This is a genomic window from Brasilonema sennae CENA114, from assembly GCF_006968745.1.
In the GTDB taxonomy this organism is placed as follows: Bacteria; Cyanobacteriota; Cyanobacteriia; order Cyanobacteriales; family Nostocaceae; genus Brasilonema; species Brasilonema sennae.
This window is the reverse complement of the sequence record NZ_CP030118.1, coordinates 2,464,297-2,484,079: the sequence shown is the minus strand read 5'-3', so window position 1 is coordinate 2,484,079 and position 19,783 is coordinate 2,464,297. Positions and strand designations below refer to the sequence as shown.

Genomic DNA, 19,783 nt, shown 5'->3' with positions numbered 1-19,783 from the left:
CCCAAAAAGTACTATGTCGGCGATGCGATCGCTTGGGTTGGAAACGTCAGTTCGGGGTGAATGGGTAGAGTAGGGCGATCGATCACCTGATCAATCAAGCCATACGTTACTGCTTCCTGTCCGGACATAAAGAAATCCCGTTCAGTATCTTGTTCTATTCGCTCCAATGGTTGTCCCGTGTAGTTAGCCATACGCTGGTTAATCTGCCGCTTCAAGTACAGAATTTCCTTCGCTTGAATCTCAATATCTACTGCCTGTCCCTGCACGCCACCAGAGGGTTGATGAATCATAATCCGCGAACTGGGCAAACTGCTGCGTTTGCCTTTAGCACCTGCACCGAGTAGAAATGCGCCCATACTGGCTGCCATGCCATAGCAAATTGTGCAAACATCCGGACGAATGTGATTCATTGTGTCATAAATGCCCAGACCTGCCAGCACAGAACCACCTGGAGAATTGATATACAGGTAAATGTCCTTTTCTGGGTCTTCGGCTTCCAGAAACAGCATTTGCGCCACAATTCGGTTAGCCATTTCAGACTCAACCGTTTCTGCCAGAAAAATAATCCGCTCACGCAGCAAGCGAGAATAAATGTCGAAGGCTCTCTCGCCCCGACCCGATTGTTCAATGACGGTAGGAATCATGCAAGTTTCTCCAGATCAGAATCAAAGGTTGGGAATTGGGATTAGGGATTGGGAATCGGGAATCGAGAATGATTAAAACTCTAATGACCCATTAGCGATTCCATTACTTGCAGGCAGCCAAGGCTAGTACATCGCCTGTCAAGAGCAGGCGCTTGAGACTAGACAAAGTCGCGCTCCAGCCTCGGCTAATGCTCATGTAAGCTTGTGCATCGAGACGATCGTGAGTCAGCGTTAACTTTACTGTTGAGCCGTTTTGCTCTAACTCGAACAACACACGTGACGGACGTTCTTCGTTGAAGCCAGGCGACTGGAAGGTATAGGAAAGCCGATGAGGTGGTTCAGATTGCAATACTTCGCCTTCCCACTCAGACTCGCCATCTTCCTTAACATGCTGCACGGGTGAGCCAACCTGCCAATCAGATTGAATTCGCCTGCCGCCCCAATATTGCTGGGTGAATGCTTCGCCGGTCAATGCCTCCCAAAGTTTTTCAAGGGTTGTGGCAATGTAGGTTACATAAACGAACTTTTGCTGATCCATGTTATGGCTCCTTGGTGTTTGCTTCCAGGTTTCGCTTTAATTCACTTAATGCTTCTAATTGCTGACGTTCATACTTACGAATCCATCGATCGTAAATGTCTTGAATCGGGGCTGGATTGAGGTAATGCAGTTTTTCTCGTCCACGCCACTCTGTGACAACCAGATTCGCTGCCTCCAACAACGCTAGATGTTTGGTAACGGCTTGCCGCGTCATCTCTAGGTGTTCGCACAGTTCACTTAATGTTTGACCGTTGTGGCTGTACAACTGGTCGAGTAATTTCCTGCGGCTCGGATCGGCAAGCGCTTTGAACACTGCATCCATATTATCATTTTATGCAACGAATTGGTTGCATGTCAACCAAAAAAAACTAGCTCTTGACTTCCACATAATAAATGAGAAACTAATAATTAGATAACCTAAATATACCACTAAGGAAGTGCATCCTACTTGTGACGAAACTGACGGGAAGAACCGATCGCTTGGAAATGCCTGTTAACTTTCCGAACCCTGCGGTCATATTGGAAACTCAGGAACTCACGCGGCGCTTTGACAAGTTCACCGCTGTTGATGCCCTGAATATCTCTGTTACATCTGGAGAAGTATTTGGCTTGCTTGGTCCAAATGGGGCAGGTAAAAGTACAGTCATTAAGATGTTGACAACGCTGCTACCGCCAAGCGCTGGACGGGCAACTATAGCTGGCTATGATGTCACTCATCAGCAAGGTGCTGTCAGAAGAGTCATCGGCTATGTACCCCAAGCTCTTTCTGCTGATGGCAGTCTTACAGGCTATGAAAATCTTTTAATCTTTGCCAAATTGTACGACATTCCCTCTAAACAACGTAGAGAGCGTATTCGTGACGTGCTGGCGTTTATGGGTTTGGAAGAAGCAAGCGATCGCTTGGTGAGAAATTACTCTGGTGGCATGATTCGCAAGCTAGAAATTGCCCAATCCATCCTGCATCGACCGCAGATTATGTTTCTCGATGAGCCAACAGTCGGACTCGATCCCGTTGCTCGCAGCCAGGTATGGAATCTTATGGAAGAACTTCGTGCAGATTATGGCACAACCATATTTTTAACTACCCATTTTTTAGAAGAAGCTGATAGTTTGTGTAACCGGGTAGCAATTATGAATCGGGGCAAAGTAATTGCGACTGGCACACCCAGCGATTTGAAAGCTGCTTTAGGTAAACCAAACGCCACCTTGGATGATGTTTTTATTCAGTATACAGGGGACGAATTAGCGTCAGGAGTTAGTTATCGTGACACAGCAAAAACCAGACGTAATGCTCGACGGTTGGGTTGAACCACGACTTAATCGGCGAGAAAGTTTTATCTATGCGCTCTCACAATTAGTTACCAAAACTCTTGTCTTAGCTGAACTAGAAGTCCGCAAACTCCGCCACGATCCAAGCGATTTGCTCATCCGAGGTGTACAGCCTGCATTATGGCTTTTAGTCTTTGGGCAAGTTTTCACCCGAACTCGGGCTATTCCTACAGGGAATTTATCTTATTTAGACTTTATGGCTCCCGGTATCTTAGCTCAGAGTGTGCTGTTTGTGGCAATTTTCACTGGTGGAATGACACTCATTTGGGAGCGAGATTTAGGAATTGTGCAGAAATTGCTCGCTAGTCCCATACCCCGTGCGGCGATGGTGTTGGGTAAAGCCGTCGGTTGTGGAGTACGGTGCTTACCACAAATAGTCATTATTTACGGATTAACGCTATTGTTAGGTGTCAATGTTAATCTAAATCCTTTGGCTTTACTCCAAGTACTCGTAATTGTGCTTTTAGGGGCGGGTTGTTTTTGTGTTTTTTCACTCATCATTGGTTGTCTGGTAAAAAGTCGAGAAAGATTTACAGGAATTGGACAATTAATAACTATGCCGTTGTTTTTTGCCAGTAACGCCATCTATCCCTTATCACTAATGCCAGGATGGTTGCATATTCTTTCCAGTATCAATCCCTTAACTTATCAAGTTGATGCTTTACGGGGTACAATGCTAGTAAATGGTTCCAGTCTCTATGGATTTGGTCTGGATTGTACAATTCTCTTGCTAACATTGATAGGCTTAACAATTATCTGTGGACGACTCTATCCACGGGTAGCGATGTAATCAGGAGAAAAACAATCCCATGAAGCTCGGTAAACCCTCTGAAGAATGTGCCGTTAAAGTCATGGATACGATTCCATTGGTGATGCGGTTTATCCGAGCGGATATGCGTGAGAACAGTGTCGCGTCTCTATCTATACCGCAATTACGGGCGATGCTATTTATCAAACGCAATCCTGGAACCTCTGTTTCGGAAGTTGCGGAACATTTAGGTGTCACTTGTGCTACTGCATCCACAACGACAGAACGCCTAGTACAACGTCATTTTATTGAACGCAGCGACCATCCCCAAGAGCGACGGCGGGTGGTTCTCAATCTCACGGATGAGGGCAAGCACCATCTTGAGCAAACCCTCGCCCAAACTCGCGCTCATATTGCAGACTTGTTAGAAGGTCTGACAGCAGAGGAAATTGCACACATTGAAGAAGGGTTGACTCTACTTAAACATGTCTTCGACCGATCCGAAGTTAAAAAAGCTCCTTAAGACTGAGGCTGTAAAACACGATCCCTTTGCAGCCTTGAGGTTTCGAGATTATCGATTATTTACGATTGGGCGCGTACTCCTGTTCACGGGTTCACAAATGCAGACTGTGGCAATTGGCTGGGAACTCTACGAGCGTACTGGTTCAGCGCTGGCGTTAGGTGGAGTTGGGCTGGCGCAAGTCGTGCCGATGATTGCCTTAACTTTGGTTGCCGGACACGTAGCAGATCGCCGTGCTCGCAAACACACTACCCTACTCTCAATCATGCTGCTAGTCCTTTGCTCGCTAGCTTTGGCGGTTGTTTCCTATAGTAAAGGCGCAATAGTTTTAGTTTATACTTGCTTGTTTTTTACAGGTGTAGCTAGGGCGTTCTTGAAGCCTGCCAGCGATGCGCTTATGTGGCATTTAATACCAACAAGTGCTTTTACTAATGCTGCCACTTGGAATAGTACTAGCTTTCAGCTAGCAACAGTTATTGGACCAAGTTTGGGAGGATTTGGGATTGCAGCTTTGGGAAGTGCCACAGGGGTATATGTATTGGCGGCCATCGCATCACTTTTGTGTTTTGCTTTAATAGTGCTCATTAGAGAAAAAAAGACAGCCCTCTCCAAGGAACCAATATCATTAAAAACACTAGCTGCTGGTGCTGAGTTTGTGTGGCAGAATCAGGTAATTTTAGCAGCAATTACTCTAGATATGTTTGCCGTCTTGTTGGGAGGTGCAGTTGCACTACTACCCATCTTTGCCAAGGATATCTTGCATGTCGGTCCAATGGAGTTGGGGTATCTAGAGGCAGCACATTCGATTGGCGCACTAATTATGGCGGTACTTCTAGCGCATCTGCCACCTTTACGCAAAGCAGGACCAGCTTTACTGTGGTCTGTGGTAGGTTTTGGTGTGGTCACAATAATTTTTGGGTTGTCTCGTTTGTTTTGGCTGTCACTGCTGATGTTGGCATTGAGTGGCGCACTTGACAGTATTAGCGTTGTCATTCGCCATACTTTAGTTCAGATTCGGACACCTGACTATTTACGCGGTCGAGTGGCTGCCATCAATAATGTGTTTATCAGCGCCTCGAATGAGTTGGGAGGTTTTGAATCAGGTTTGACTGCTGCTTTGTTTGGTCCAGTGATTTCTGTGGTTGGCGGTGGAATTGGGACGATTGTCGTGGTGATGGCGGTGGCTGCGATTTGGCCAGGGATTCGGAAGTTGGGGGCGTTGCATGAGTATGAGTAGTTAGTTTTAGCGTTTCAATGTTGTTTAAACTAACCTACAAGCTTGTGAGGTAAAATACTCAGTTTATACTTTTTTCATGGGCAAAACGTCGCAATTATTACCCATGCTATTACTAACCCAAGTTGCTAGTTATCAGCCTTCACGTATTTTGCAGGCGTTAAGCGTAAGCGTAAGCGCACGCTAAAAGCGAACGCGCAGCGTGCGCCTTTGGCGCTTAGCTCTGCCGTAGGCAATCGCCCACAACAAGATGTACGGTTGGGCGACGCGCAACCGTTACTCAAGCTTAATTTTCAACTATTTAGAACTTCTCAGACATCCTCTTAAAAGCTATCCATTACCCGGATCTTTCTTAACATTTCACCGAAAGTAGGCGGGAGTAGGGTTGTAAAGGAAGAGTCCAGTAGGAGGAGTTGACATGGAGAAGTAGATGTCTATCGAACAGAAACATTAATGTAGGCGAGTGCGCGGTTGTATTTGTTGTATTGCCGAATGCAAGTATTTTGCATCGTCGTTGACTCGTCGATTGTGAGTGCCGCGAATCAGTAAATGAGAATTAACCGGACGCTCCAGGCAAAATAAATCATAGATGTCGCCCCTGCATGACAACCATGTCACCGTTGTTAACAGTGGCGAGCGCGATTCTAGTTTTCTGTGCGGTTTGCTAGCGCGGTGAACAAGCATGTAGCAGTTGCACCAGCATGACTCCAGCCAGGAATACTGCCAACACTTTAGCGAAGCGGGGGATACGCATCGCATGACTCCTTATAAAGTAAAAAATCGAACGAAATAAATTTTTTATTTTATGCTCTTTTTTTGGGCAAAACCTCAATAATAGAATCATAGCAATCCCACTTCAATGACGGGCATTTGCAATAATTCTTCAATAAAAGGTTGAAACTATGACGGCGAAAGCAACCTATCAGTTTGCAGGCAAAACCATCCTGATTACAGGCGGTGCGGGAGATATTGGCAAGGCAACTGCACACCGTTTTGCCGCTAATGGCGCAGGTGTAGTCCTACTGGATTTGAATGAAGCGAAGATGGCAGATGTGGCTGAGGAACTAAAAGAGTACAACGTTCCAGTCGCTACGTTTTCTTGTGATGTTACGGCTGCTGATGATGTTGCCAAAGCTTTTAGTGGTGCTGTTCAGCAGCTTGGGCAAATCCACTATGTTTTTAACAACGCTGGCTATCAAGGAGTGTTTGCCAAAACGGACGAATATCCCGAGGACGATTTTCAAAAGGTCATTAACATTAACGTAGTCGGCGTTTTTCACGTTCTCAAGGCGGCTGCCCAGCATTTACGTGATGCAGGTGGAGGTGCGATCGTCAACACCGCAAGTTATGCAGGGGTAGTTAGTCCGCCAAATATGCTGGCATATGGCGCTTCAAAATTCGCGGTGATTGGAATGACTCAGACAGCAGCGAAAGATTTGGCTCCCTACGGCATCCGGGTGAATTCACTGTCTCCTGCGCTCATCGGTCCCGGTTTTATGTGGACGCGGCAAACAGAATTGCAGGCAGCAGTAGGATCACAGTACTTTGATGCCAATCCCAAGGTGGTTGAGCAACAGATGATCGATTCAGTGCCAATGCGGCGTTTGGGAAGTCTTGAGGAGGTGGCGAATGGGGTAGCGTTTCTGATGAGCGAGGAAGCAAGTTATATTACCGGGTTTAACTTGGAGATTACTGGCGGGCAATAGAAAATAGAGACAAGAGGTTTGCGGTTGGAGGTGTATAGTCGGTCGCAGCTTTCTGTATGCAGGGTAATGTCAGAGCACTTCTAGTCGAGTTGATCGCTGTACTCTGTTGACAAAGAATGAACCAACCCCAGCATAAGATTGTTTCAATTACTGGGAATATGTCCCACTGTGGGCGTGCAGGTCGCTACGAAGTGGTTATGCATTTTACTGATGAAGCAGCTGCCCAAGCGATTCTTGCTAAAATTTAGTACTAGTTGCCTTTGAAGGAGTGATATCCCAGACTTGGCACGATGGATTTAAAAATTGCTGCGATTGCCTTTGGCACTGCGCCTCGCGCAATCGCGCCAGTGAATCAAGCAATTCTCTTGACTCGAAATTCCTGTGATTTTAGGTAATACCCAGGTGTAGGGATGATATACGGAAAATTGTTATATATAGCGGTTCTCACTTCGGTGCAATACAGTCGTCACCTCACCCCGCATTTGCTGACGCAAACGCTCCCCTCTCCTTACTAAGGAGAGGGGTTGGGGGGTGAGGTTGAAAAATGTACTTCATGCAAACGAGAACCGCTATAAATACCCTGTAACGAGATAGTTATATAGAGAGTTTCTGTATAATATCTGTACCAAGGGTGTTCTGTATAAAAATTCTGTATAAATAACCTGTACAAGATAGTCAGATGGAAAGTTTCAGTGTAATAACGTAATTATGTGTAAATGAAAATCTCGACACAAACCGAAAACTGTAGCTACGACACACAATACTTAATTGAAGAAATTACAGATAGTGCCATTCACATCAATTTGGCATTTAAAAAAATCGTAAGTGTTCAGTCGAAAAGAGCCTATAGAGAGCAAATATGCAATTTAAGTCAGGGCGAATTATCAAAGTTCAAATGGATAATATCTGGTTGTGTCAATGTAGACTTTACTTGGTATCTACATGCTGTTGAGAGACAGGAGACAGATAAGGTTGGTGATATTGATAACATTACAAAACCCATTCTGGATTCTTTAATTGGTCCAAATGGAGTTTTAATTGATGATGCTCAAATCAGAGCACTATACACATATTGGCTATCACACAATGAGTTGGTCGAAGATAATTTGCTAAAAATTAAAATCTCATTCAACAATGATAATTGTCTGGAGAAATCAAACCTGATATTTATTCAATATGCTAACGCCATTTGCTTGCCGGTTAATGTCGAACCTACTGACCACAAGCAGCTTTTGGGGGCATTATTGCTTGTGAAGAGTAGGCAAAGACAGAGAACTGCTGCAAAAAGTATCAGATTTATCGGTGGAAACGTTGACAACTATTTGGTTTTATCACCTTGGGATTTTCATCGCACTAGGTTAAATGAGTTTCCTTCTTCTAATATTTATTCAGTTTCCAGTTTTAAGGAACTTTGTCGCAACAACGGCTTAACGTTCTTAGCAATATTAAGATTGATGCGAGAAGCTCGTGGTGGCACATAACAAGCGCGATAAGCCGGAGGCTTGACGCTGCGCGATCGCCCTTCCAGCATGGATTCTTACAGAAAGCGATCGCCAAATTACAGCATAGATTTACAGTGCGGTCATCTCTTGGTACTGCTCCCATTTCACAAAAATCAGATAAGACTGATATATTTAAGGCAAATAATTATCATCCAATAATTGTGCAAGAGTGTAAAGACATTTTTCTGGAAAAATCATTAAATCGGTTTTCACTTGCACAAAATCAACCGCACTTTGATAAATATTCTCTAAGTCATCCTGTAATTTATTCATTAAATTCGTGGTTAAATGATTATTTAAGTCATATCTAAATGTTTTAATTTCTCCAAGCCAATGACGATAGTTTCTTTCATATTCTACATGCCAATATTGGAGTAATAATATATGAATAATAATTTGCCTTAAAAGACTTTTTGCTTTAGCTAAATCTCTTTTCCCCAAACTAATTAATTCCTCAATTAAATTTTCTAAATCAAGTTGGTTAAATAGTTTTTGTTTTAATAACTTAATAGTTTCTTCTAGCCATAAACTATTATCAGTTTCATAGAGCTTTTTTAAGTTGGTAGTAATTGTCATATTTTTAGCTTATACCTACATTCCATAATTTCATCATACACAATTACAAATTTCTAGATGCAAACCACCAACTGGAGTTTAGACTAATTTTGGCTTTAAAACCGCCAAACCCTTATCCAGACTTCTTTTCCAATTTAGAACCGCTTTCGGATTCCAAAATGTAAAATCCTTATTGATTTAAGCAACCCCTGTTGAGAGCAAACAACTATGATTGTTAGCATAGCCCCAATAAGTAACTCGATAGGTGTATGAAAATCAAAACAATCATTCATCCAGCAGAAGAAGGGGGCTATTGGGCAGAGGTTCCCGCACTTCCCGGTTGTATTACTGAAGGAGATACGATGGAGGAGGTGATGGCTAATTTAAAGGACGCTATTGAAGGTTGGCTCGATGTTGCTAACAGTCATTATGCAATTGAGTCAACAGATCAAGTTGTCGAAATTGCTATATGAAATCGAAATCAAGATTTGAAAGTCGGAACCTTGAGAGCTTTGATGAAAATAGCCCAGCTAACTGAGGAAGATTTACTCTAATTTTGATGTTGAAGTATTGTAGGCGATGGTGTTTTGTCAACGAACGGCTTTAAGGGCATCGTACAATAACTTATATCGCTTAAAACCTGCTTCATACACAGCATTTACTTGCGGCTGTACCACACTCGCATCCTGCGGCAGAATCTTAAATGCAGCTTCTAAATTGGGGTATGCACCAACCCCCACCATTGCCAAAATCGCTGCTCCGTAAGCTGCTCCTTCTTCAGCTTTGGGAGCAATGAGTTCTGTTTGCAAAATATCTGCTAAAATTCGTAACCAGATGTTGGATCGCGCACCTCCACCTGTTGCCAAGAGTTGATGAACGGGAGCGATCGCGCTGATAACTTCCAATGCTTCCCGCAAGCTAAATGCCACGCCCTCAAGAACAGCACGAATAATATCTGGCTGCGTATGAGCCAATGACAGATTCACCCAAGCACCGCGAGTATCTGGATCGAGATGGGGACTACGCTCTCCTGAAAGATGGGGCAGAAATAGAACACCACGAGCACCGGGCAATGATCGCTCTGCCATATCCATCAGATCAGTATAGGGAACATTCGGTGCAAACGTATCCCGATACCAACGCAGAGAACCACCAGCCCCCAGCGTCACTCCCAGCTGATGATAGCCACCATCCACATGACAGAACAAATGCACCCGACCTTCTGGATCGGGAATTGGGCGCTGGCACGGTGCAAAGATAACTCCCGACGTGCCAATACTCAGACTGCCCCGGTTCAGGTTGCTTGATGAGATACCCAGACCGATCGCCGCTGCTGCATTGTCGCCTCCGCCTGCAACCACAGGTAATCCGGCTGGTAGTCCCACGCGGGTGGCTATTTCTGATTTTAGCCGTCCGGCGATCGCCGTAGACTCGATTACTGGGGGAAACAACGCTGGGTTGAGATTGAGAGCATTGAGAATATCCGTATCCCATTGCCGAGTCGCCAGATTCAGACACCCAACACCGGACGCATCGGATGGTTCTGTCACTGACTCACCAGTTAGCACATATCCTAAATAATCTTTTGGTAAAAGAATCTGCCAAAGCCGAGCATATGCTTGTGGTTCTTCAGTCCGCAACCACACAAGCTTGGGAAGCTGAAATCCTGTAATCGCCGGATTTCCAGTACGCTGGATCAACTCCTGAGGGGGAATGGTGGCTTCAATCGCATCAACGGCTTTACCAGTGCGCTGATCATTCCACAAAATTGCTGGTCTAATGACTTTACCCTCTGCATCCAGAGGAACCATACCATGCATTTGTCCTGACAAACCCAGAGCAATCGCTCGGTGTCCATCTAGCTGTTGAGCAACATCGAACAGGGCATCCAGACTCGCCTCGACCCAATCTGATGGGTTCTGTTCCGTCCAACCGGGCTGTGGGATTAACAGGGGATAGCTTCTGGTTTCTTTTGCGATAACTTGCCCTTGTAGTAGGTCTACTGCGATCGCCCGCACTCCTCCTGTACCCAGATCTAAGCCCACAACGACGTCAGTCAATTCCCCCTCCCAAATTCTCAATCTAGTGAAGGACTTCAAAACTTGAAACTTCTTTTAGTCTAATCTTCTCACATAAATGTATGAAAAACTTCCTAAACTTTTTGAAAATCGCACTACCAGTAATTACTCTTTACTCTGTTTAATAATCGCAGTTATTTCTTCAAAAACTAAATCAGCAGAGTGTTGAACAACAGAACTTAATTCTAGTCCAAAATCAAAATTTTCGGCTTCAATTAAGTAAACAGTCACCTCTTCGGGAAAGTCTTCTTTAAAGATTTTCCTACCTGCGGCTAAAGCATGATCCCAGCGAAAATCATGCAAATTATAACTGGGTTCTGGCAAAGCTTCAAGTTCTTTTCCAGGAACTTTAAATATAGCCCCTGGTTCAGAATCAGTTGAACTGGCATCAATAATAATTAACTTTTTGCTACCTCTTGCCTGAAACATGACTTCCATCCCTGCAGTACCACAGTCATAAACTTGCACATCAGGAAGAGGATATTGAGCAAGGTATTGCTGTAAGCGTTGGGCAATGAGTACGCCTACAGCGTCATCACTACGATTGAGATTACCGCAACCAATGATTGTGAGCATTTTAGATCTAACGGCTAATAGCTAAACAATTGAGTGTTACACTACCATAAACGCAAAGAACTTATATTTTATGAATTTAAAAGATCAAAATTGGAAAAATTTCACGACTAACCATTTGGGTGACTGGCATGGAATTTGGACAAAATACTCTCCCCAAGGTGAGGTGGCAGAATCGTTTCAAAGTCTCAGAAGCTTTCGGAGTAATTCAAATGAAACCGAAATCGTTCAAAAGAATCACTACGCATACAGTGATCGCAGAAGAGTAGAACAAAGTTGGGAATATAATCAACTCTCGAATAGCTTATCTAATGGAGTTTTTATTCCAGAAATTGAATCAATGAGGGCAAATTTCTTTGAATCAGGTCATGCTGCTTGGGTTTCAACTAAGTTGAAACCAGATTCATATTTTGCCGTTGAACTATTTTTTAAATACCAGGAATTAAGACATAGTGTAGGTATCGTTTATGATGATAGTGGTTGTTTGTTCAGAACGGCAAATATTCGCGAAGATAGTACTGGCTTTCCTAGTCAATACTGGTCAAATGAAACCAATCAATTGCCAGAGTGAGATTTCAGCGGTAATTGGCAAGGAACTGCTGTGACTATGACTCCAGATTTCAAAATTTCTCAGCCTGTCGCGACTCAGTTACACTGGGTTGGGGAAGGACACAAAACTTTCTTTTTGCCTGATGGCGTTTCTATCAGTTGTCCAGGCAAAGTGAGTGTTGGCACTTCCTTTACGGCAGCTAACTGGTTAGTGAAAGCCTCCGAGATGCAACAACTGCTTGTCAACTATGACGAGTGTGGAGATTTTTCCGCACTGACGCTGGAACTATTGTACCTTTGAATACGTCTAAGTAGCAGGGCTGTTTCATCCTCTAAAAGATGTAAAATTGCAAGCATCAAGGGGATGAAAAATAATGGATGCCAATCTGATTGAACAACTGCGGCAAGTCAAAGACTTTCGGACAAAAGACGGTCGAAGACACCCACTGTGGTTAGTATTGTTGTTTGTAATTATGGGAACTATGAGCGGGTATGTTGGCTATCGTGCATGGGGGGATTTTGTAAAAAGGCATCGTCGGATATTGATTGAAAAGTTTGAAATACAAAAACACGGTGTTCCTTCATACTCAACAATCCGACGCATACTCATGGGAATAGACTTTGACACACTTGCCGTGACCTTCAATCAGTGGGCACAAAACTACGTTGATTTGCAGGTATCAGAGTGGTGTGGGATTGATGGTAAAAGTATTAAAGGGACAGTCCAAGACTATAAAAGTGAGTATCAAAACTTTGTGAGCATTGTCTCCGTATTTGCACAGCATAGAGGACTAGTTCTAAGTATGGACAAATTGGAAAATAAGCAAGGTAGCGAAATTACGACCGTTCAAAATCTGATTGCAGCATTAGACATCGAAGGTGCTGTATTTAGCTTGGACGCTCTACATTGCCAAAAAAAACTTGCAAATTAATTATTGACACCGGTAACGACTACGTAATTGCAGTCAAAGGCAATCAACAAAACTTGCATCGTCAGATTCAACGCAACACAGCTAACACCAGACCGACAAGTCGTTATATCGCAAGCGAACGAACTCGAAATCGAGTTACAACACGCACCACAGAAGTTTTCAATGATTTAACTGGCATTAATCAACAATGGACTGGGCTAAAGTCTTTAATTAAGGTTGAAAGACTAGGTACTCGTGCAGGCAAACCGTATCATCAAGTTGTTTATTATATAAGCAGTCTTATACGTTCAGCAGTTGATTTCGCCTGCGGGATTCGCGGACATTGGGGAATTGAAAATCGCCTCCATTGGGGAGGCAGCGCTGTGGGCGGGTTCCCCGACTTGAGGCGACTGCCATTTAAGGATGTAGTTTTTGATGAAGACAACTCGACTATACGCACGGGAAATGCTCCTGCGAATCTCTCAATTGTGCGATCGCTCGCACTGAATATTTTGCGTCGAAATGGTTATTCTTCCATCACCTCCGCTTACAGATTTCTATCCAACGATATTGACAAACTCTTATACCTTGTGGGATGAAACAGCCCTGGTCTAAGTAGGGGAAGCACTTTTCATACTCTCAGTGTGGGTATTCTGTAAAAGGCACTAACATTTAAATTGGTGTTGAAAATCTAACAAGGAGATACGTCAATGGCAGATCTATTGAAAGTCACAAACTCACAAGGAACAAATTTCAAACAGAGTCTTAAGGACTCAAGTGATCTGGGAGTTTGTGAGAAGTTTAATGTCAGCAGTGGCAGGTCTTTTAGAGTTAAAGAAAGAGTAGAGGCAGACAAAGACCACTATAGAGTCACTCTGTTTGATAAACTTGGAAATCCTGGATGTTCTCAATTCGACACTTGGTATGTCTTTAAAAACCACGTCAATATCCAACCAGAAACATCTGGTTCTGTTGCAGACGTGGTTGTTATCAATGCTTCGAGTGGTCTGAATGTTCGGGAACAACCGGGCACGAGTGCTCGTGAACTTGGTAAGATTCCCAATGGGTCAAGAGTCTCTGTATACGGTGAAGGTAAAGATAGTAACGGTTTTCGTTGGATTAAGGTTAAATCTAACCAATGGGTTGCTTCTGAGGGCTGGGTGGCGACTGAGTTTCTAAAGATTTTATCAGTTCAATAAACTTGTAGACCGTATTGTGAGGATTGTCATTAGTCATGAGCCACTAAACCACAAAAGACTAATGACTAATGACAGTCTTGTGGGTTTGCCCTGATGTTCGCCAGTAACTTAAACGGGTAAGACTTAGGAAAACCGTGTGGATATCTTAGCTGTTTCTGTGTCTTCACATTTAGCATTAATTCTGAGGTATTTTTTTTGTTTTACGCTCTACAAAATTAGAAAAAATGATGAGATTTTGACAATAGATTTAAGTTATTTGATGAATTTAAAAATTACATCAAAAATAATCACATAACAGAAAAATTTTATACTCAAAATTTATCTATATAGGACTCATATTTTATTTTTGATGAACCGAGGTATACTTTTATTGCTTCTTCCCTGTTAAGCGTTCTCTGTCTCTACGAGTGATTCACCAAATCAAACCGGATTCCTATAGGAGTAAGAAGTTAGTTAAGACATGTTTGTTTATTTATCTTATTGTAATGAATCTGCATCAGTAAATAATTTCTTCACTTCTTGAAAAGACTTTAAGAGTATAAAAAATCATATTAAAATAGTATATTAATTAACTTTAACCTGATATCAAGCATTTCTAATAAAATATAAACTAGCAATTAATAGAGTATTTTGGGTTTACTATTGGGATATTGCAACAAAAAGTTTTTTGACAGCAGTTTTCAATTTATCCTCAAAGACTTCAAAGCAAAATGAGTTTTTAGTCATTTTAAGTCCTGAGTAATGTCTGAAGGAATTTATTTGGCAATGGAACAATGACCGATGACACACTTGAAGAATTAGTCAAAGAAATCAGCCGTTATGAGGCAATTATCTCTGAGTGGGATGAAACTTACAGAGGTGTCGTCGTAGGTTTAAAACGAGCCATTGAAGCATTACACAAAGAGGCATTGACACGTTTAATTAAGACTGTGAAGCAAGAATCCATGCCAGCTTTACGTAATGCTGTTAAAGACGAAGTTGTGTATGGAGTGCTGCTTTATCACGAACTTGTAAAGCCTCCTATACCACCGCTAACGCAACGTATTCAGCAAGCGCTTGATGAAGTCCGTCCTGGTTTAAAAAGTCATAACGGTGATGTGGAATTAGTGGATATTAAACCACCAGATACAGTTGAAGTCAAATTAATTGGAGCTTGTAGTAATTGTCCGACTTCAACTGTGACTTTATCTCAAGGAATTGAGCAGGCAATCAAGTCGTATTGTCCAGAAATTGTTAATGTGCTTGCTGTACGTTGACGAGTTGATCATGACTAGCCGTCAACTCTAAGCCCTATGTCCTTCGGACATAGGGCTTAGCGAGTGTCAAAGGACTTTACTACAGATGGAAGCTTTGCCTAAAGGGCAGTCGGTTTCGCCACATCTCGTATGAGTTGAGACGGGTTGTAGGTATCTGTAACAACTTGCGGACAACGCATACAAGCTGTCTTACCTTCCTGCTGCCACCAACGACAATTTCGCCGGATAGAACAGGGTGGAAGTTCCTCAGTCACTACAGATAAATTCTCTACAATTCGCTGTGCCAAACGACAATCTTTACCGTCAAAATGCATACAGCCCGATTCTATACAGCGTCCTGCCGTCCGAAAAATTTCTGCTGGTGTAGCAGGGCTAGACTTTGCTATTAGTTCATCCGTGACAGGCTGCGGCTGCTTGAGATAAGCTATACGGGGTTGTGCCACCGTCCCACTGACCACACCAAAGACAACACTATCTCCTGATTCTGGTCTAGCGCTGGGGCAAAGTGTAGTATTCTCAGTCGCAATGTTTTCTATCAATCGAACCTCCAGCGAAGAGTATCTTTGTTAAGGCTCGAAGATTATGCTTTTGAGGCTGAGTCTTTTAGGTAGTCAGGAGCAACCATTATCCCAAGTACAATCGGCGGACAAACAGGTTTGGGAGTTGGTTGAGGAACTGCTATCTTACCAGTTATAATTGGCAAACAAATACTAGATTTAGAAAGTTCTGCCACCGCACCACCTAGAATGCTTTGTGCTTCTGTTTCAGCCAAAACCAACAAAGCATCTTCTGAATCTATAACTTGGCTGCGTCGTTCAACTGCATTCTTCACGGCATCATCAATCAGGTCATTTATTTCAAATCTGCCGTTGTAGTTTACTTTGTTTGGGTTCATTTTTACTGTCCTGGGAATTATGAGTAGTGTTAGGTTCAAAAACTAAACCGCGTAATTGCCTAATTTGTTATTAGACAAAATTATACTAATATCCAATAACTTAATTTAGCAAAATAGATCATATTATTTAACAATAAGCATCAAAAAACTTGCTCATTGAGGGTATTGCAAACTTAAGAAATTCTGTCAAGTTTCTTCTCTATTTTTCATTCAGTAATTCTTTTAAAGCGAGGAATTGCCAATTTGTGAAAGTGCGATCTGCACTCCGCGCAGACGCTTGAAGGCGTATCGCATCCCCTTATACCAAGTTGCATTCAAATGCGTAATATCATGTCTGGGTAGTTGATGCAGTTTACTGCCTTGATTGGCAGGTGTCCGGCTGATTTCGCGGATTGTGCACCGCAGGGTTAGATGTAGAGGCAACTAGGAAGATGTCTCCATTGGGAGTGATCTGCCATCCGGTGGCTTCGATAATTGGAGTGTCGGATTTGGTAGGTAAAGTCTGAGTAGTGATTTCAGTATGGGGTTTTGTCTGTCCAATCTGCTGTTGCACTGTTAGGCGGCGGCGGTCTTGCCACTCGGCGTCATCGTCTAATTGTTGTTCTGGAGTGGGCGGTAAGCCACCGCGACCGGTGATTACAAAGGAATTACCTTGGTCTGCCGGACAACCTTGAGCTATCAAGCCAGAACGATCTACGACATTGACTGGTAATTCTACTAATCCCGAAGTGGGATCTAGATCGGGTCTAGTGATTTGCACATTACCGCTTAACTCGCGAGTAGCCCCGGTGGCGGTGATATCACTTGTTTGAAGAGAAGCGACCTCCCGAAACTGAATGCCAAAGATACCTTGAGTATTGATTCTGACATTTCCGCCCCGGAAGTTATCCGAGTTGGCGCTGATGTCACTATTTTGAAAACCAACCAGGACATCGGTATTAATATTGATGTTGCCGCCGATAACGTTTTCTCCTGTGGCGTTGGTGATGATGTTGCTATTGCGAGTGATGATCAAATCTTGTGAGTTAATGTTAATTGTCGCCTGTTCCCTAGTAGGGTCAACTTTAGGGCTGCGTGTATTAGCGCTGAGTGAGGCATTGTTGTTTAAACGGATAGAGCGAGCATTTAATGTCATGTTGCCTGCGGTTCCTCTTCCGCGATTCTCCACGCTGATTCCTGCCTTATCTCGCACTAGCAAAGTATTAGTTTTCACCGTCAAATCACCCGCATCCCCTGTTGAGTTAAAATCTGCGCCAGCAACCAAAACAGTGGAAACCCTACCATCAGCGCTTGTACCAATGATTTGCACATCTTGGGCATCAACCCTTAAATTTCCCCCCTTGCCCGCAGCGAAAGTGGCAGTTTGTACCTGTGCCCCATCTCGCACGAGCAAGGTATTGGTTTTGATTGTCAAATCACCCGCATTCCCTGTTGAGTTTAGCTGTGCAGAAGCAAACAAGCCACTGGCAACTTGACCATTAGGGCTTCTGCCGATGATTTGCACATTTTGGGCATCAACGCTCAAATTTCCCCCCTTGCCCGCACCTAAAGTGGCAGTTTGTATCCGTTGCCCCATCTCGCACGAGCAAGGTATTGGTTTTGATTGTCAAATCACCCACATTCCCTGTTGAGTTTAGCTGTGCAGAAGCAAACAAGCCACTGCCAAATCGACCATTAGAGCTTCTGCCAATGATTTGCACATCTTGGGCATCAACGCTCAAATTTCCCCCCTTGCCCGCACCAAAAGTACCAGTACCTACCTGTGCCCCATCTCGCACGAGCAAGGTATTGGTTTTGATTGTCAAATCACCCGCATTCCCTGTTGAGTTTGGCGTTGTAGAAGCAAACAAGCCACTGCCATCCTGACCATTAGCGCTTCTACCAATGATTTGCACATCTTGGGCATCAACGCTCAAATTCCCCCCTTTGCCCGCACCGAAAGTAATAGCATTTATCTGTGCCCCACCCTCAAGCCGCAAGCTGCTTGCACTGATGCTGACATCACCTCCCTGTCCATTTGCTCCTGATTGCACGTCATTATTAATTTGACTAAGCTTGTTAAGGTTTATTGCTCCTGTGGCATTAATCGAAATATCTCCCGCCTGAGTCCCAACTGTCCCCAAACCCCGCCCTATTCCAGCTTGAAGAACACTTTCTCCCGTCATCTCTAAATTCCGGGCATTAACTGCAATACTACCACCACCGCCTGAGCTAACATCAACGATCGCACCATTCGTCAGCGATACATCCGCTCGCTGCACTCCCACAGGAAAACTCAAGCTACCATCACCATTGAGTCCTATCGTCCCAGGAGCAGATAATCCTCCTAACTCAACTCGTCCACCAAAAGCATTCAACTTACCCCCATCCATTTTGATATCGCCGCCTACTAGCAGCAAACTCTGACCATTTGGAACACGTAAACCAAATGCATCCGCGCCAGCCAGAGTAGTTCCTGCTGGTGCAGTTGAGTTATTTTGAATTCGTGCTGCCGCAATTTGATTGAAAAACAAAGCATTTGGATTAATTGTCAGCAAGGGTGAGGGTGCTTCTGGGTTCGTTGCACTGAAAAATCCAAAATTACCAAACTGTATGGCATTCGCCGTTGTGGCGACAAACGAACCGCCGATATTCAAACTGGCATTTTTACCAAAGATAATTCCCGACGGATTGAGCAAGAACAGGTTAGCGATGCCGTTGGTTCGGATTAATCCATCAATATTAGAAATCGAACCACCTGTGACTCGCGTCAGGATGTTCTGCACATCGGCAGCATTGTTGAAGAAGGCAGAACCTCCCGTCGGTACAGAAAATGATTGGAAGCTGTGGAACAGATTGGCACCCCGCCTTCCCCCGCCGTCTATCTGGAAGTTGGGATTGCCTGTGACTTGCGTTCGCTCTGCCGCGCTTAGTGTGTTATCGGGAACAACTTGTGCTGCGATTGGTTGAGCACAACCGAGTACACACAAAGCACTACCCAGCAAAACCCACGATTTGAGATGCCAAGCGCTCATTTTGTCTTGCCTCCAGCTATGCAGTCACAAAAATCTAATATCGCAGTCCCTACTTAAAAATACTTTAAGGTAAATTGGTGCGAAAAAAACTATCTAAAAACCAGATAAATAAAGTTAGCAGACAATAGTTACTCCCTTCCCGGTGTAAGATTACCGATGTAATTTCTCACCCGGTGCACCCAAGCGCTCCCCTGCTCCCCTGCACACCTTACGGTAATCTTCGGGCGGGAAAGGAGTAGTCGGGTATAGGCTAATTATGCGATCGCATACAACTACCTTTGCGCCAAAATTAGCCAATAAAACTTCCACCCCCTGCAACAGCATTGAGTCCACCCGCAATGAACGCGGTAATAAACAGAAGTAAGGTATGCAACATCATAAAAGATGAATTATGATATGATATTAGTCAGTAGACTTCCGACAAAATTGATTTCTAGCGAGTAGAAAAGAGTGAACTGTTATCAAAAGAACTCAGAACTCAGAACTCAGGAATCAGAATAAGAAGAAAGAACCAGGCATAAATTATAGAGTT

At 43.6% G+C, this 19,783-nt stretch carries 22 protein-coding genes and 1 pseudogene; 13 read left to right on the top strand and 10 right to left on the bottom strand.

What is annotated here, in order from left to right; translation table 11 throughout:
- Positions 1-11 precede the first annotated feature (11 nt).
- The 3 genes from clpP to DP114_RS10600 all read right to left on the bottom strand — a co-directional run bounded on the left by clpP (position 12) and on the right by DP114_RS10600 (position 1,504).
- Complete coding sequence (gene clpP / locus DP114_RS10610) at positions 12-644, bottom strand: ATP-dependent Clp endopeptidase proteolytic subunit ClpP (protein WP_171976059.1); 633 nt, start codon at positions 642-644, stop codon at positions 12-14.
- Positions 645-747: 103 nt separating this feature from the next.
- Positions 748-1,182, bottom strand: a complete 435-nt coding sequence (locus DP114_RS10605; RefSeq protein ID WP_169263564.1) for an SRPBCC family protein — start codon at positions 1,180-1,182, stop codon at positions 748-750.
- 1 nt (position 1,183) lies between these two features.
- Positions 1,184-1,504, bottom strand: a complete 321-nt coding sequence (locus DP114_RS10600) for an ArsR/SmtB family transcription factor (RefSeq protein WP_169263565.1) — start codon at positions 1,502-1,504, stop codon at positions 1,184-1,186.
- A gap of 128 nt (positions 1,505-1,632) precedes the next feature.
- Between DP114_RS10600 and DP114_RS10595 the strand changes: the two genes are divergently transcribed.
- The 7 genes from DP114_RS10595 to DP114_RS10565 all read left to right on the top strand — a co-directional run bounded on the left by DP114_RS10595 (position 1,633) and on the right by DP114_RS10565 (position 8,200).
- Positions 1,633-2,490 (top strand): ATP-binding cassette domain-containing protein, encoded by an 858-nt coding sequence (locus DP114_RS10595; RefSeq protein WP_171976058.1) that lies wholly within the window; start codon positions 1,633-1,635, stop codon positions 2,488-2,490.
- Positions 2,447-3,301: an ABC transporter permease gene (locus DP114_RS10590; protein ID WP_246163103.1), complete on the top strand. Its 855-nt coding sequence runs from the start codon at positions 2,447-2,449 to the stop codon at positions 3,299-3,301. The genes DP114_RS10595 and DP114_RS10590 overlap by 44 nt, the downstream gene beginning before the upstream one ends.
- A gap of 19 nt (positions 3,302-3,320) precedes the next feature.
- A complete protein-coding gene (locus DP114_RS10585) occupies positions 3,321-3,782 on the top strand; it encodes a MarR family winged helix-turn-helix transcriptional regulator (protein ID WP_169263567.1) in 462 nt (153 codons plus the stop codon).
- Entirely contained in the window at positions 3,745-5,016 is a 1,272-nt protein-coding gene (locus tag DP114_RS10580) for an MFS transporter (protein WP_171976057.1), read from the top strand. Before DP114_RS10585 ends, DP114_RS10580 begins: the two co-directional genes overlap by 38 nt.
- Before the next feature lie 899 nt (positions 5,017-5,915).
- Positions 5,916-6,719, top strand: coding sequence for an SDR family NAD(P)-dependent oxidoreductase (locus tag DP114_RS10575; protein WP_169263569.1), 804 nt, complete (start codon positions 5,916-5,918; stop codon positions 6,717-6,719).
- A gap of 116 nt (positions 6,720-6,835) precedes the next feature.
- The gene (locus tag DP114_RS35735; RefSeq protein ID WP_256379359.1) at positions 6,836-6,967 is read left to right on the top strand and encodes a hypothetical protein; all 132 of its coding nucleotides are present in this window, start codon (positions 6,836-6,838) and stop codon (positions 6,965-6,967) included.
- Between the two features lie 468 nt (positions 6,968-7,435).
- Positions 7,436-8,200 carry a RusA family crossover junction endodeoxyribonuclease gene (locus DP114_RS10565; RefSeq protein ID WP_169263570.1) on the top strand — a complete coding sequence of 255 codons (765 nt, stop codon included), beginning with the start codon at positions 7,436-7,438 and terminating at the stop codon, positions 8,198-8,200.
- A gap of 153 nt (positions 8,201-8,353) precedes the next feature.
- On the opposite strand, the gene DP114_RS10560 is transcribed toward DP114_RS10565, so the two are convergent.
- Positions 8,354-8,797, bottom strand: a complete 444-nt coding sequence (locus DP114_RS10560) for a DUF29 domain-containing protein (protein ID WP_169263571.1) — start codon at positions 8,795-8,797, stop codon at positions 8,354-8,356.
- 248 nt (positions 8,798-9,045) lie between these two features.
- Between DP114_RS10560 and DP114_RS10555 the strand changes: the two genes are divergently transcribed.
- The gene (locus DP114_RS10555; RefSeq protein WP_169263572.1) at positions 9,046-9,249 is read left to right on the top strand and encodes a type II toxin-antitoxin system HicB family antitoxin; all 204 of its coding nucleotides are present in this window, start codon (positions 9,046-9,048) and stop codon (positions 9,247-9,249) included.
- A 117-nt stretch (positions 9,250-9,366) separates the two neighbouring features.
- On the opposite strand, the gene xylB is transcribed toward DP114_RS10555, so the two are convergent.
- Positions 9,367-10,836: a xylulokinase gene (gene xylB / locus DP114_RS10550; RefSeq protein WP_171976056.1), complete on the bottom strand. Its 1,470-nt coding sequence runs from the start codon at positions 10,834-10,836 to the stop codon at positions 9,367-9,369.
- Positions 10,837-10,959: 123 nt separating this feature from the next.
- Positions 10,960-11,430: a hydrogenase maturation protease gene (locus DP114_RS10545; RefSeq protein WP_171976055.1), complete on the bottom strand. Its 471-nt coding sequence runs from the start codon at positions 11,428-11,430 to the stop codon at positions 10,960-10,962.
- Between the two features lie 70 nt (positions 11,431-11,500).
- Between DP114_RS10545 and DP114_RS35945 the strand changes: the two genes are divergently transcribed.
- The 5 genes and pseudogenes from DP114_RS35945 to DP114_RS10520 all read left to right on the top strand — a co-directional run bounded on the left by DP114_RS35945 (position 11,501) and on the right by DP114_RS10520 (position 15,342).
- A complete protein-coding gene (locus DP114_RS35945; RefSeq protein WP_305764695.1) occupies positions 11,501-11,998 on the top strand; it encodes a DUF3598 family protein in 498 nt (165 codons plus the stop codon).
- A gap of 36 nt (positions 11,999-12,034) precedes the next feature.
- On the top strand, positions 12,035-12,277 hold the full coding sequence (locus DP114_RS35940) for a hypothetical protein (RefSeq protein ID WP_339379356.1): 243 nt from the start codon (positions 12,035-12,037) through the stop codon (positions 12,275-12,277).
- Positions 12,278-12,350: 73 nt separating this feature from the next.
- Positions 12,351-13,486, top strand: a pseudogene (locus tag DP114_RS36260) (ISAs1 family transposase).
- A gap of 111 nt (positions 13,487-13,597) precedes the next feature.
- Entirely contained in the window at positions 13,598-14,086 is a 489-nt protein-coding gene (locus tag DP114_RS10525) for an SH3 domain-containing protein (protein WP_169263577.1), read from the top strand.
- Between the two features lie 773 nt (positions 14,087-14,859).
- Entirely contained in the window at positions 14,860-15,342 is a 483-nt protein-coding gene (locus DP114_RS10520; protein WP_169263578.1) for a NifU family protein, read from the top strand.
- Positions 15,343-15,440: 98 nt separating this feature from the next.
- On the opposite strand, the gene DP114_RS10515 is transcribed toward DP114_RS10520, so the two are convergent.
- The 4 genes from DP114_RS10515 to DP114_RS10500 all read right to left on the bottom strand — a co-directional run bounded on the left by DP114_RS10515 (position 15,441) and on the right by DP114_RS10500 (position 19,251).
- Entirely contained in the window at positions 15,441-15,881 is a 441-nt protein-coding gene (locus tag DP114_RS10515) for a nitrogen fixation protein (protein ID WP_211178303.1), read from the bottom strand.
- A gap of 41 nt (positions 15,882-15,922) precedes the next feature.
- Positions 15,923-16,237, bottom strand: coding sequence for a hypothetical protein (locus DP114_RS10510; RefSeq protein ID WP_169263579.1), 315 nt, complete (start codon positions 16,235-16,237; stop codon positions 15,923-15,925).
- A gap of 352 nt (positions 16,238-16,589) precedes the next feature.
- Positions 16,590-17,813, bottom strand: coding sequence for an S-layer family protein (locus tag DP114_RS10505; RefSeq protein ID WP_172195189.1), 1,224 nt, complete (start codon positions 17,811-17,813; stop codon positions 16,590-16,592).
- Complete coding sequence (locus DP114_RS10500; RefSeq protein ID WP_172195187.1) at positions 17,752-19,251, bottom strand: two-partner secretion domain-containing protein; 1,500 nt, start codon at positions 19,249-19,251, stop codon at positions 17,752-17,754. Before DP114_RS10500 ends, DP114_RS10505 begins: the two co-directional genes overlap by 62 nt.
- Between the last annotated feature and the right edge of the window lie 532 nt (positions 19,252-19,783).

Coding starts and splice junctions, on each gene's coding strand:
- clpP (WP_171976059.1), bottom strand. CDS start 644: ATGATTCCTACCGTCATTGAACAATCGGGTCGGGGCGAGAGAGCCTTC.
- DP114_RS10605 (WP_169263564.1), bottom strand. CDS start 1,182: ATGGATCAGCAAAAGTTCGTTTATGTAACCTACATTGCCACAACCCTT.
- DP114_RS10600 (WP_169263565.1), bottom strand. CDS start 1,504: ATGGATGCAGTGTTCAAAGCGCTTGCCGATCCGAGCCGCAGGAAATTA.
- DP114_RS10585 (WP_169263567.1), top strand. CDS start 3,321: ATGAAGCTCGGTAAACCCTCTGAAGAATGTGCCGTTAAAGTCATGGAT.
- DP114_RS10580 (WP_171976057.1), top strand. CDS start 3,745: ATGTCTTCGACCGATCCGAAGTTAAAAAAGCTCCTTAAGACTGAGGCT.
- DP114_RS10575 (WP_169263569.1), top strand. CDS start 5,916: ATGACGGCGAAAGCAACCTATCAGTTTGCAGGCAAAACCATCCTGATT.
- DP114_RS35735 (WP_256379359.1), top strand. CDS start 6,836: ATGAACCAACCCCAGCATAAGATTGTTTCAATTACTGGGAATATGTCC.
- DP114_RS10565 (WP_169263570.1), top strand. CDS start 7,436: ATGAAAATCTCGACACAAACCGAAAACTGTAGCTACGACACACAATAC.
- DP114_RS10560 (WP_169263571.1), bottom strand. CDS start 8,797: ATGACAATTACTACCAACTTAAAAAAGCTCTATGAAACTGATAATAGT.
- DP114_RS10555 (WP_169263572.1), top strand. CDS start 9,046: ATGAAAATCAAAACAATCATTCATCCAGCAGAAGAAGGGGGCTATTGG.
- DP114_RS10545 (WP_171976055.1), bottom strand. CDS start 11,430: ATGCTCACAATCATTGGTTGCGGTAATCTCAATCGTAGTGATGACGCT.
- DP114_RS35945 (WP_305764695.1), top strand. CDS start 11,501: ATGAATTTAAAAGATCAAAATTGGAAAAATTTCACGACTAACCATTTG.
- DP114_RS35940 (WP_339379356.1), top strand. CDS start 12,035: ATGACTCCAGATTTCAAAATTTCTCAGCCTGTCGCGACTCAGTTACAC.
- DP114_RS10525 (WP_169263577.1), top strand. CDS start 13,598: ATGGCAGATCTATTGAAAGTCACAAACTCACAAGGAACAAATTTCAAA.
- DP114_RS10520 (WP_169263578.1), top strand. CDS start 14,860: ATGACCGATGACACACTTGAAGAATTAGTCAAAGAAATCAGCCGTTAT.
- DP114_RS10510 (WP_169263579.1), bottom strand. CDS start 16,237: ATGAACCCAAACAAAGTAAACTACAACGGCAGATTTGAAATAAATGAC.
- DP114_RS10505 (WP_172195189.1), bottom strand. CDS start 17,813: ATGGGGCAACGGATACAAACTGCCACTTTAGGTGCGGGCAAGGGGGGA.
- DP114_RS10500 (WP_172195187.1), bottom strand. CDS start 19,251: ATGAGCGCTTGGCATCTCAAATCGTGGGTTTTGCTGGGTAGTGCTTTG.